The organism is Dyadobacter sp. CY345 (genome assembly GCF_021502725.1).
Classification (GTDB): domain Bacteria; phylum Bacteroidota; class Bacteroidia; order Cytophagales; family Spirosomataceae; genus Dyadobacter.
On record NZ_JAKFFS010000003.1, the window covers coordinates 458,984 to 470,936 of the forward strand.

Here is an 11,953-nt window from a genome sequence, read left to right on the forward strand (position 1 = left end):
TTCTGATTAGTTGTAAACTGTGTTCTGTGGATCGAAATTTGTCCAGCCTGTAGTCCAGTCTGTTGTTCCAAACGCACCTCTGAACACTTCTTTTGTAAAGAATGCATCAGCTCCTTTGCCATCCCAAACAGCGTCCTTCAATAGAGGAGATGTTGCTTGTGGCAAGAATTTAGGAGTTGCAAGTTTGAAGTTATCAGCATTCAAAAGCAATGTAGAAGCGTCCGTAAGAATAGTATTTTTACGAACTGCATCGCTGAAATAAGCTGTTGCTTGTGCATCAGATACCCCAGTTGCTCCACGATCTCCGCGTACTGGTATTGTAGTGTTTGCCAAAACAATTCCTCTCAGATCCAATGTTCCTGCTGTCGCATGTGCCAATGTGTTTGCGCCGTCAAGACGAAGACCTTCTGGATATCCTGCAAAAACAGAGTTAAGGATGGAGATATTCGTATTACGACGAAGGTGCATTGCTGATTGGTATGGACCACTTCCTGATGCCTGTGTATTGCTTGGCGTACCAGAGAAAGCAAAGTTACTTACGTTAGCAAATACAGGAGCAGTTAACGGCATACCGTTGTTAGGTCCGGTTGCAGGTTCACCTGATCCAGAGAAGTTATCAGATTCAAAACCATTCGAACCAGACTGATCCGCATACTCAGGGTCACGTAATGACAAAGCATATTGTACTTTACCAGTGAAACCCCAGTCAGTATCCCAATCGTCATCAAAGCCACGGAAAGCAACCAAATTTTTAGCGTTTACTGTTCCACCAAACCATTCGAAAGAATCATCACCAGCATATGAAACCTGAACGTGGTCAATTGTTGTACCTGAACCAACTGCATAAAGTGTTAAACCGTTGATCTCATTACCAGCTGTAAGTGCAATACCTGGGAATTCGATACGTACATATTGTAATTTACCTGAGTTGTCATCAGCGATGTTATCAGCACCTAACTGTCCTGAAATTCCACCTTCTGCTCCTTTACTAGCCAACTGGTTGTGAGGGGCTTTTCCAAAGATTACAATTCCTCCCCAGTCACCATACTTACGTGCACCCGGTGCTGCATTTGAAGTAAATACGATTGGTTCAGTTGCAGTTCCAACTGCATCGATTTTAGCGCCAGCATTGATGATAAGCGTACCACCTTTGCCCTGTCCGGCTGGATCCAATGCGATACCACCACCTTTAATGATTGTACCAGCTTCGATTTTCAATGTTACACCACTTTTGACGTACACAAAACCTCTCAACAAATAGATATTGTTTTTAGTCCAAGTTTCGTTAGCTGCGATCTCACCTGTTTTTTCTACAACTGCGCGAGCTGTTGGTTCAAAGTTAGAAGCACTTTTAACTGTTTTTCCACCTACTGTTACTGATACAAGACCACTTGTAGCTCCCGCAGGAACTGTAACTTCAAGAGTTGTCGTTGTTGCAGCGCTAACTACTGCTGGTGTTGTATTAAATAACACCGTATTGTTTGCAGGTGTCGGGTCAAATTTTGTACCTGTGATTGTCACCTTTGTACCAGCCGGTCCATTAGCGGGAGCAATGGATTTAACAGCAAGTACTTCTTCACTTGCAGTTGGTTCATCATCATTTTTACATGACGTCGTTGCGGCAAACATACCTCCCAGGAGGAATAAAAAGTACAACTGTTTTTTTAAAATCTTCATAGGGAATTTAAATTGGTTTGCAAAAAGGATAATTATTATTGACTGGTTGAATTAATTTGATTGAAGTACTTATTAAGGAATTACTGTTCTTCTTCCGAATGTGTAAGCAGCAGTCAGGGTGAAATAACTTCCGCGTTTAAATTTGCGTATGTCCTGATCTGCGTTTGCAGTAGTCGAAGTAACGTCTTTTCCGATTTTACCATCACGATTGAAGTCTTGTGCAAAGCGAACCGGTTGGTTGAGTATGTCCTGAATACCAAGTCTGATTTCCAGATTTTCCTTTATTCTTTTGCTGATATTCAGATCAATCACATTTCTTGGCGTCTCGTAAACTGTCGGGTTGTTTTGGTTTCCAACTGCAAAAATGCGTTGTCCAAAAACATTGTAAAGAATATTCCACTGCCATCCGGATGCCGGATCAGCGTAGTATAGTCCAGCATTGATAAGATATGGAGACTGGTTTGCCATCGGACGTTTTTTGTCAGTAAGACCAGTCAGGTCATAATTCTGAATTTCTCCGCCCAAATCAGGTCCTTGAATAAAATCTCCAAGGTTTACAGTACTCTTGATAAAGGACACATTACCAACCAATGAAAGGTTTTGGATAAATGGACTTGTTGCATTTGCAAACCCTTTGCGCGCTTCAAGTTCGATACCATAGTTTTGTGCCGAAGCTGCATTTATGAAAGTGTAAGCTAGGCCATTACCACCGACAGGAAGAAGAAACGATTCGATTGGATCTTTAAAATGTTTGTAAAAACCAGTAACAGAAATCAGCTCATTAGGTGTTGGGTAAAATTCCCACTTCGCATCAATATTTTGAATCTTTGCTGTTTTTAAGGTTGTGTTTCCGCGGATATCTGCTTGAAGATTGAAATCATAATAAGCATAAGGAGCAAGTTCACGGAATTCAGGACGATTCAGCGTTGAAGAAAAAGCGAATCTTAAATTCTGTCTTTCAGAAACCTTATACGTGAAGTTTAAAGAAGGAAGAGGGATGAAAATCTTGTTATTCACTAGTTCTCTCCTTTCGTTTACGATATAAGAGTGCAATTGCTGGTTGTTATATTCACCGCGAAAACCGATTGTTGCTATGGCTTTGCTTCCGAAATTAAGATCTCCGCTGATGTATGCAGCACCATAATTGTTTATTCCCTGATAAGAATCAAGATCTCTTGTTCCGTCTTTAATTGTAAGTCCGCCGGTTTGGCCATTTACATTTTCAGGAGAGAAAATGGTACCAAGTCCTTGCGTAAGTATTGCGCTTGCATTTCCAATGTTATTGTATCCATAAAAATGAGCCGAGTAATCACGATCTTTTCTTTCTCCGTAAATTCCGAAGCGAAGGCGGTTAGGCTCACGATCCGATGGATTGCCAAAAGCGTGCTCTCCGTTTACCGAAAGTGTCAGAACGCGTTCTCCTAGTTTTGAGAAGAAATGTCCAACTTCGTTGGCTGTCGGATCATTTGGTGTTACTGCTGCAAACGGCGCAGGCTGCCCATCGCTGCCAGTTGCTCCGGTAATCCTTTGAAAACGAATTCTTTTCCAGTCGGGCTCCCACCGACCTGTGTAACCAAATCCTGTGATCCAGTTAAGTTTTGTCAAATCTCCGAATTTATGATCACCGGAAACCTGCGTTGTCACGATGGTTCTATTTTCAAATCTTTGAGAATAACTAAGTGCATCGTAGCCATCAATTACTTTTTGACCATTACGAACAACCGTTTCAGTATTACCAAGCTGATTAAATAAAGTCTTCCACTCCATCGTGAAAACAGGAGAGAAGCGCAGAGTCCAATTGTGCAGAATACCGATTCGTGATTGACGTTGGTAGTTGTCATCAGTATATTTTTCAGCTACTTCATTTGCAATCACACCGTTTTGATATAAGGTCAAACCTACATCAGCACGTTGATTCGTTAAAGAGTAATTAATGTTTGTGATATTACTTACATCTACATTGCCAATCTCAAAACGCTTGCCCATGTTGAATGCAAAGCGCAAATCAGGAGCGATGTTAACATTTTTCAATGCCCAGTTATTTGGAAAAAGTCGTCCGAATGACGCTCTCTCTTCATTACTCAATACATTGAAATCAGCAGATCTTGTAGGGAAAGCGCTGGACAAAATCTGATCTTTGCTCCACAACCCAAGAAGATTGGCACCTCCACGAGTATGTGTCTGCGCGTCAGCGAAAGTAGTGTTGCCTCTATACCCGATTGTTGCAGCTGCGTCCATGAAATTTTGATCCGGACGGCGTTTTGTGTAAATCTTGATGATACCACCGGCGAAATCACCAGGCGATTCAGCTGATCCGGACTTGTATACAATCATCCGGTCAATGATATTACTTGGAACAAGGTCAAAAGAAAAAGAACGGGTATCAACCTCAGATGAAGGTGTGATAACATCGTTGATCAAAACAGCATTGTAGCGTGATCCCAGACCACGAATCATTACAAATCTGTTGTCAACAATACTTACGCCAGGAACACGGCGAATGGCTGCTGCGGCATCGCGATCCTGCGATTTCTGAATTTGTTGTGCGGAAATACCAACAGCGATCGGTTTAAGTTGTTTGATTTCGCTGATAACGGCTACCTCTGTATTGGTAGCTCTTGCACCGCGAACCACAACTTCCTGCAATGCTGTTCCTTCTTCATCCATTTCCGTATCAATAACGGTGGTGTTTCCGGATTCAACTCTTACGTTCGGAATTTCTTTGGTCTTGTAAGAAACGAATGAAATAATAATCTTGTGCGTGCCTGCGGGAACATTTGCAATTGTAAAACTTCCGTCTACGTCTGCGGCTGCGCCGAGTTGTGTGCCTTCGACCATGACAGTCGCACCAATTAGTGCATCCTTAGTTTTGGCGTCTTTAATCATACCGCGGATAGAACCGGGACCAGCGAATGCTGTTGAAGCAGCAAGTAGAAATAAACAGAGGGTAAAAAGTTTTGTTTTCATATTGGGTGTCAATTTTTCGACAGCAAAAGTACCCACCCAATGTTACCTCAATGTTAACTCAATATTATGGCTTGGTTATTTAAGAATTGCAATTATCACTGTAAATCAATTATTTACCGCATTTGTGGCATTTGTTCGACAAGAATATGTCTTTAAAAAGAGATAGAGGCATTTTTGCCTTTCCGGCGTGTTATTCAATAAAACCATTACCACTGCTGGTTTTGAACTTTTCCAAGTCGTAAACATATCCGTTGACTACCGCATACTTCACAATGTTACCTTTTTTTAAGAGGAAAGTGCCGGTACTTCCAAGTTCCGGCGAGGTTCCGGGTGGCAATTTTCCTCGCTCTAAGAAGTGGAATGGTGATTCATATAATGACGAAAGCGGTAATTTTTCGGAGTCAGTTGAGGCTAGTTTTATATAAAGATATCCTTGTCTGAACAATTCTTTCGGGTTTAATTTTTGCAATTCCTGAATGTTGTTTAGTGCAGTTGGATAAACTTTTCCCGCAGCGAGTGTTAGTCCTGACGCGTTAATTTCCTCGGTACCAAAAACCGTCGAAAGATCTCCGTAATCCTCAACTCTGGCAGCATAATAAAATCTGCTGGCATTGGCATAGTTAACTTCATTACGATTTATTCCAAGATCCGAAAGGTATGTATTATCACCTTTCGTTATTGTTGCACCGCGTACAATCAGATCGAAAAGTGACCTTCCGTTCTCGGGGATATTTTCGTAATTTACTTTATCTTCTTTGGCGTAACTACGATCTGCAACGGCCTCGAATGCCGTGAGTAGTGACATGAAATTTAGTTTTCTGATATACTGTTTCTCAGGATCTCCGGCATATCCACCCGATTCAATTAAAATCAAGGTTGTACCCCATTTTTGAAAATTATCCCCAAAACCACGCGGTTCGTGGTCATCTGCATATCTGCCGACTTGTCCAGGAATAAATTGCTGAAGATCGCGGTTCATTTTAACGATCAGCTGCATTGATTTTTCTCTTACGGAATTAATTGATCTTGGATAATCATATGCCGTGGCAAGAAAGGAGATAGTAGCCTTTTTCTCAGAACGTCCTGCCGAATATCTTGGCCCCTGGTCGTGCAGGTTAAAGCCAAATTCCGGTTTAATTTTGCTTTGCAGGTCTTTTAAAATTTTGGATTCAGGTGCCTGAAGAAACATGGCATCTCTGTTCAAATCAAACCCCTGCGCGTTTCTTCGTTGGTATTTTTCTGCGCCATCGGGATTCAGCATTGGGACAAAATAGATGGTCGTGCTGTCCAGTATGGTTTTTCTTAATTTATCAAAACCGTCACCTTTTCCCTCCAGAAAGTTCAAGATATCGAAAGTGGCCATCGTGGCAGTCGGTTCGTCGCCGTGCATTTGCGACCAGGCCATAATCGTGTGTGGCCCTTTCCCAACTTTAATCATGGAAATACTACGTCCTTCAAAGGATTCGCCAACTTTGGAAATTTCGTAAGCATCGTTCGTACGCCTTTTAGAGATTAATGGCTGAATATCCTTATGCTTGAAACGCCGGTTCTTTATTGTTGTTTCTTTATATTTTTCGTGAGATTTCATCAACCTTTCAGCCAGGTCATTGGACTGGGAAAAGGTTAATTGTATTTGACAAACTACGACAAGGAGGGTGAGTAAATACTTCATAATCTTGTTTGTTTCATGCAAAGCAAAAAAGCGGACCGCGCGGGTTAAACGCGAAGACCGCTAGGTCTCTCAACGAAGAAAACCTCTTAATCTTTGCTTTTACCTTAATTTTCTTTGCGTGGAACGTTCACAAAAAGAAAGTCACTCAACAATTCCATTAAAAAAAGCGGTGTTTTCAGCTGCTAAATCATAAATAAATCCATTGACGACAGCATATTTCACTTCACTGTTTTTAGTAAGCGTAAAAGTTGCAATGTCTTCAAAAGTAGGAGCTGCTGCCGGCTCGGATCTGTTTCTTAATATATGTAAAGGAAGCTGGGTGTCCGAAACTCCTGACAAGGTGAAATCAGGTTTCATTTTAATGAAAGTATAACCGTCTTTCAGTAAAGACCATGGGTCAATCTTATCAAGATCATGGATGTTATCATAATCAACGGAAAGTACTTTTCCTTTTTCCAAAGTATATCCTGTGGCATCAAACTCTTCGCTTCCAAAAAAGATAGAAAGATCTCCATAGTCTTCAATCTTACTTTGATAGAAAAATTTCGTAGCGTTCTCGTAATTTACCTCGCTGCGATCAATACCAAAGTCGGCCTGAAAAGTTTTTCCGTCCTGTGTTACATTTACGTTTTTTATTAAAAGGTCGAAGATATAACGACTATTTTCCGGCAGAGCATAATAAACTTCCCTCCCTTCATTTACGTATGAATTTTCTGCAATCGAATACAGTCCGGATAAAATAGCCATGAAATTCAGTTTCCGGATATACTGTTTCTCAGGGTCGCCAACATATCCGCCCGATTCGATCAGGATCAGGGATGTTCCCCATTTTTGAATATTGTCGCCAAAAGCGCGCGGTTCGTGATCTTCATTCCATTTTCCGACCTGGTTTGGAATATAGTTCTGCAACATCCGGTTCATTCCGGTGATAACCTGAATTGATTTTTCGCGGACAGGATTTACATTTTTCTCATGGTCATATGCCGTGGCCAGAAAGGAAATTGTTGCAAGTTTTGGAGTATTTCCGACAGAATAACGCGGATTTTTATCATGCAAATTAAATCCGAACTCAGGTTGAAGCGTTTGTTGTAATTCTTTTAAAATCCTCGATTCGGGAGCTTGCAGATGCAAAGCGTCGCGGTTGATATCAATATTCTGAGCATTTCTTCTTTGGTAACGTTCCGCTCCATCCGGATTTAACATCGGAACAAAATAAAGTGAAGTCTCCGACAAAATTAAATTACGCGCCTCGTCAAATCCGTCATTTTTTCCTTCCAGAAAGTTTAAAATGTCAAATATCGCCATGGTCGCGGTCGGCTCATCGCCGTGCATCTGGCTCCAAAGTAATATTTTCCGCGGACCGGTTCCTGTTTTGATACAGTGAATCGGACGAGCTTCGAAAGACTCTCCAACCTGTTTTATTTCATAAGCCGGATCGCCTTTCCTTTTTTCAATTAAACGAATGACCGAGTCTTGTTTGAAACGCCTATTCTGCAATGAAGTCTCGCGAAAGAGCGGATAGGAGGTATAGAGATTATTTTCAAAAGCAGTTTTCAAATTCATGAATTTGTATGTGGCAAATCTGTAAAATAAATGTAATCAGGCAGTTGTTGAAATTTTTACGTTTACACTGGTAAAAGTAAAAACAATCTTCAATACCGGTCGTACAATTTCTTTATGTTTAATGCAGAATTTTTGCAAAAATTGTTCCATTCTGTAACAAACTTTACATATATTTGCAGCATGTTAAGAGCTGAAACATATCATCATTTTCATCAAAACCATTTGGTTTCCGGGCGTCTTGGGTGATGTGTTTTTGCAAGTAGTGTTGTAATAAGGTTGAATACATAGTATCCCAGAAGCCCGATTCCTCAAACGAATCGGGCTTTATTTTTGCTGAGATTTTGAATTTCAGTTTGTCATTGAAGTTTTTTATATAATTGTCCCGGCATAATCTTAATCCGAAACGAATGAAAACCGTTATTATCAAATACAATGCGGGAAATGTGCAGTCTGTGATGTATGCGCTCGACCGAATTGGCGTTGATTATTTGTACACAGACGACGAAGCAGAAATACGTTCTGCGGATAAAGTGATTTTTCCGGGAGTAGGGGAGGCAAGCACGGCGATGAGTTATCTGAGAGAAAAAGGACTTGACAAACTTATTCCAACCTTAACGCAGCCTGTTCTGGGAACCTGCGTAGGCATGCAGCTGATGTGCCGTTTTTCAGAGGAAAATAATACAACTTGCATGGGGATTTTCGACGTTGACGTTAAAAGATTTCCGGCAACGCCTGGGATGAAAGTTCCGCACATGGGCTGGAATAACATTACCAACTACAAATCAGCGCTCACAGAAAATCTGATCGACGACGCATACGTATATTTTGTGCATAGTTATGCTGCGCCGGTTTGTGAATACACGGTAGCAACTTGCGATTATATAAATCCATTCAGTGCGATGCTGCATAAAGATAACTTCTACGCCGCCCAATTTCACTGCGAAATCAGCGGTGACGTCGGACAAAAAATATTAGAAAATTTCCTGAAACTGTAACCAACAAGGCCTGAAAGGCCGACATATCTCAACACAGGCCACCGGCCTGTGAATCGGATATCGGCATGAATCGGGATATCATTACGACCACAAAACATGATCCAGATAATACCAGCCATAGACATGATCGACGGAAAGTGTGTCCGTCTGACGCAAGGAGATTACGGTAAAAAAACGATATACAACGAAAATCCGCTTGAAGTTGCGTTGGAATTTCAGGATGCCGGTTTGACAAGATTACACCTTGTCGATTTGGACGGAGCAAAAGCCAAAAAAGTTGTCAATTGGAAAGTGCTTGAAAAGATCGCCACGCAAACCTCTTTGCATATCGATTTCGGTGGCGGTGTTCAGTCGGAGGAAGATATTCGTGTAGTTTTTGAGAGTGGTGCCAAGCAGGTAACAGGCGGAAGTGTAGCCGTGAAACAGCCGGATTTATTCAAAAGCTGGCTGGATAGTTATGGCGGAGAAAAAATCATCCTGGGTGCTGATGCCAAAAACGAAAAAGTGGCAGTAAGCGGCTGGGAAGAAGGAACAGAACTTTGGGTTTATGACTTTGTCGAGGAATATGTTGAAAAAGGTGTAAAATATACCATCAGCACCGATGTCGCCAAAGACGGACTTTTACAAGGTCCTTCTTTCGGTTTATATAAAAACTTGCAGGATAAATGTCCTGACCTGAAAATTATCGCAAGTGGCGGTATCAGTGGTTTGGAAGATGTTGAAAAACTTGCTGAAATGAACATATATGGAGTGATCATAGGGAAAGCAATCTATGAAAACCGTATAAGTCTAACCGATTTACAACGATTTTTAGCTTAAAAATATGTTGACAAAAAGAATAATTCCCTGTCTTGATGTAAAGGACGGGCGTACGGTAAAAGGGGTCAATTTCGTAAATCTGCGTGATGCAGGTGACGCGGTGGAACTTGGCGCACTTTATGCCGCACAAGGCGCCGACGAGCTGGTTTATCTGGATATCGCAGCAACTGTTGAAGGTCGTTCTACTTTTATTGATCTGGTTCGGCGCGTGGCGCATACCATTAATATTCCTTTTACGGTTGGCGGTGGAATTTCTTCTATCGCGGATGTATCGGCTTTGCTTCATGCGGGGGCCGATAAAGTTTCTATTAATTCTTCTGCCGTTCGTAATCCCGACCTGATCAATGAGCTCGCTTTGGAATTCGGAAGCCAATGCATAGTAGTCGCCATTGATACCCGTTACGTTGAAACCAGTGAAGGTGTTTTTGAGCATATTGTGCATACCCACGGAGGCAGAAAACCTACCGAACTCCGCACAATTGCCTGGGCAAAAGAAGTTGAAGACCGTGGAGCAGGCGAACTTTTGCTGACTTCTATGGACACCGACGGAACTAAAAACGGTTTTGCGCTGGAACTTACCTCGTTGATTTCATCCAATGCGAACATTCCTGTCATTGCCTCAGGAGGTGCCGGAAACATGGAACATTTTTACGATGTTTTCACAGCAGGTAAAGCAGATGCCGGCCTTGCAGCAAGTATTTTTCACTTCCGGGAAATAGATATTCCTGATTTGAAGCAATATTTACAAAATAAAGCGCTCCCAATGCGTTTGACAAAATAAATTCATCGCTGTTGATAACGGCCAAAATTTCATAAAAAAGTATAAATGACGCACGAACTTTCAACCATAGATTTTACGAAATCAGCCGACGGACTTGTGCCGGCTGTTGTTCAGGATATTAACACTTCTGTTGTTTTAATGCTTGGTTATATGAACCGCGAAGCGTTTGAGAAAACACAGGCAGAAGGCAAGGTTACCTTTTTTAGCAGAAGTAAACAGAGGCTCTGGACAAAGGGCGAAACTTCTGATAATTTTCTATTTGTTAAGGAAATATTAGCTGACTGTGACGGAGATACGATTCTGATTAAGGCTGAACCAGCGGGGCCAACTTGCCACACTGGGGACGATACCTGTTTTGGGGAAAAAAATAACCGTAATACACGGATCGGGGAAGCTGCGTTTTTAAATTATCTGCAAAAGGATATTATCCGTGACAGAAAATTAAATCCCGCAGATGATTCTTATACCAGCAGTCTTTTTAAGAGAGGTATCAACAAAATCGCACAAAAGGTAGGGGAAGAAGCCGTTGAAGTTGTTATTGAGGCTAAAGATAGTGATGACGACCTGTTTAAAGGTGAGGTGAGCGACTTGCTTTTTCACCTTCTGGTGCTTTTGGAACAAAAAAACATTGACTTAGATGAGGTAATTAGCGTACTTCGTAGCCGTCACTCATAAAAACCAAAGCTATATGAATTTATTAATACGCCTTCTAGTCAGTACTTTGGCGATTGTAGTTGCTTCGAAGCTTGTTCCTGGTGTTTTCGTGGAAAGCTGGACAACGGCCGCAATTGTTGCTATTGTTTTAGGAATTCTTAATACCTTTTTAAAACCAGTGCTTCAGATTCTGGCCTTGCCGATCACTATTCTGACATTAGGGATATTCTATTTTGTTATCAATGTATTTATAATTTATCTGGCGACTTATCTGGTTGATGGCTTCGCTATCAGCGGATTTATCTCTGCGCTGATATTTGGTTTCGTCGTTTCAGTCGTTTCTGCAATCCTTGGTATGTTTTTGGATTAGACTCTTGTTTGTAAAAACTAGTTCAATATCAATTATATGAATTGCAAACTACAGGCCTATGTTTAACCAACTAGAGGAAATAAAAGATACGCTGTTTAAGTATTTCGAGACACGTATCGATTTGTTTAAGATAGAGACAAGAGACAAAATAGAACGTACCGTCGTAAGCGCTATCTACGGCGTAGTTCTGTTGAGTGTTGCATTAATCATTCTGATTCTGCTAATCATATTATTAGGAACATTCCTTAACAAGTGGCTGGACAGTGATTATCTTGGATACCTAATATTGTTAGGTGTATTTGTCTTGAAGTTAATTTTGGCGATTACGTTCAAGAAGCAGCTGATCGGTTTTATTCGTAATATAATCACTCGTTTTGTTCAGGTGAAAGAAGATGAACTTACAGATAAAGTACTTGGAAAATAGGCTTTTCCAACGAATTTGTTATTTTTGGTTC

At 41.2% G+C, this 11,953-nt stretch carries 10 protein-coding genes; 6 read left to right on the forward strand and 4 right to left on the reverse strand.

Annotation, left to right across the window (positions count from 1 at the left end):
- Positions 1 to 6: 6 nt before the first annotated feature.
- The 4 genes from L0657_RS15840 to L0657_RS15855 all read right to left on the reverse strand — a co-directional run bounded on the left by L0657_RS15840 (position 7) and on the right by L0657_RS15855 (position 7,879).
- Complete coding sequence (locus L0657_RS15840; protein WP_235151757.1) at positions 7 to 1,677, reverse strand: IPT/TIG domain-containing protein; 1,671 nt, start codon at positions 1,675 to 1,677, stop codon at positions 7 to 9.
- Positions 1,678 to 1,749: 72 nt separating this feature from the next.
- On the reverse strand, positions 1,750 to 4,644 hold the full coding sequence (locus L0657_RS15845) for a TonB-dependent receptor (protein ID WP_235151758.1): 2,895 nt from the start codon (positions 4,642 to 4,644) through the stop codon (positions 1,750 to 1,752).
- A gap of 190 nt (positions 4,645 to 4,834) precedes the next feature.
- The gene (locus tag L0657_RS15850; protein ID WP_235151759.1) at positions 4,835 to 6,316 is read right to left on the reverse strand and encodes a M14 family zinc carboxypeptidase; all 1,482 of its coding nucleotides are present in this window, start codon (positions 6,314 to 6,316) and stop codon (positions 4,835 to 4,837) included.
- A gap of 141 nt (positions 6,317 to 6,457) precedes the next feature.
- The gene (locus L0657_RS15855) at positions 6,458 to 7,879 is read right to left on the reverse strand and encodes a M14 family zinc carboxypeptidase (RefSeq protein ID WP_235151760.1); all 1,422 of its coding nucleotides are present in this window, start codon (positions 7,877 to 7,879) and stop codon (positions 6,458 to 6,460) included.
- A gap of 407 nt (positions 7,880 to 8,286) precedes the next feature.
- On the opposite strand from L0657_RS15855, the gene hisH reads away from it, so the two are divergent.
- From hisH to L0657_RS15885, 6 genes are all read left to right on the forward strand, one after another.
- Positions 8,287 to 8,874: an imidazole glycerol phosphate synthase subunit HisH gene (hisH, locus tag L0657_RS15860; protein WP_235151761.1), complete on the forward strand. Its 588-nt coding sequence runs from the start codon at positions 8,287 to 8,289 to the stop codon at positions 8,872 to 8,874.
- A gap of 96 nt (positions 8,875 to 8,970) precedes the next feature.
- Entirely contained in the window at positions 8,971 to 9,693 is a 723-nt protein-coding gene (gene hisA / locus L0657_RS15865; protein WP_235151762.1) for a 1-(5-phosphoribosyl)-5-[(5-phosphoribosylamino)methylideneamino]imidazole-4-carboxamide isomerase, read from the forward strand.
- A gap of 4 nt (positions 9,694 to 9,697) precedes the next feature.
- Complete coding sequence (gene hisF, locus L0657_RS15870; RefSeq protein ID WP_235151763.1) at positions 9,698 to 10,474, forward strand: imidazole glycerol phosphate synthase subunit HisF; 777 nt, start codon at positions 9,698 to 9,700, stop codon at positions 10,472 to 10,474.
- A 45-nt stretch (positions 10,475 to 10,519) separates the two neighbouring features.
- On the forward strand, positions 10,520 to 11,149 hold the full coding sequence (gene hisIE / locus L0657_RS15875; protein ID WP_235151764.1) for a bifunctional phosphoribosyl-AMP cyclohydrolase/phosphoribosyl-ATP diphosphatase HisIE: 630 nt from the start codon (positions 10,520 to 10,522) through the stop codon (positions 11,147 to 11,149).
- 13 nt (positions 11,150 to 11,162) lie between these two features.
- Positions 11,163 to 11,498: a phage holin family protein gene (locus tag L0657_RS15880; RefSeq protein ID WP_235151765.1), complete on the forward strand. Its 336-nt coding sequence runs from the start codon at positions 11,163 to 11,165 to the stop codon at positions 11,496 to 11,498.
- A gap of 58 nt (positions 11,499 to 11,556) precedes the next feature.
- Complete coding sequence (locus tag L0657_RS15885) at positions 11,557 to 11,922, forward strand: phage holin family protein (RefSeq protein ID WP_235151766.1); 366 nt, start codon at positions 11,557 to 11,559, stop codon at positions 11,920 to 11,922.
- The last annotated feature ends 31 nt before the right edge of the window (positions 11,923 to 11,953 follow it).

Coding starts and splice junctions, on each gene's coding strand:
- hisH (WP_235151761.1), top strand. CDS start 8,287: ATGAAAACCGTTATTATCAAATACAATGCGGGAAATGTGCAGTCTGTG.
- hisA (WP_235151762.1), top strand. CDS start 8,971: ATGATCCAGATAATACCAGCCATAGACATGATCGACGGAAAGTGTGTC.
- L0657_RS15880 (WP_235151765.1), top strand. CDS start 11,163: ATGAATTTATTAATACGCCTTCTAGTCAGTACTTTGGCGATTGTAGTT.
- hisF (WP_235151763.1), top strand. CDS start 9,698: ATGTTGACAAAAAGAATAATTCCCTGTCTTGATGTAAAGGACGGGCGT.
- L0657_RS15885 (WP_235151766.1), top strand. CDS start 11,557: ATGTTTAACCAACTAGAGGAAATAAAAGATACGCTGTTTAAGTATTTC.
- L0657_RS15840 (WP_235151757.1), bottom strand. CDS start 1,677: ATGAAGATTTTAAAAAAACAGTTGTACTTTTTATTCCTCCTGGGAGGT.
- L0657_RS15845 (WP_235151758.1), bottom strand. CDS start 4,644: ATGAAAACAAAACTTTTTACCCTCTGTTTATTTCTACTTGCTGCTTCA.
- L0657_RS15855 (WP_235151760.1), bottom strand. CDS start 7,879: ATGAATTTGAAAACTGCTTTTGAAAATAATCTCTATACCTCCTATCCG.
- hisIE (WP_235151764.1), top strand. CDS start 10,520: ATGACGCACGAACTTTCAACCATAGATTTTACGAAATCAGCCGACGGA.
- L0657_RS15850 (WP_235151759.1), bottom strand. CDS start 6,316: ATGAAGTATTTACTCACCCTCCTTGTCGTAGTTTGTCAAATACAATTA.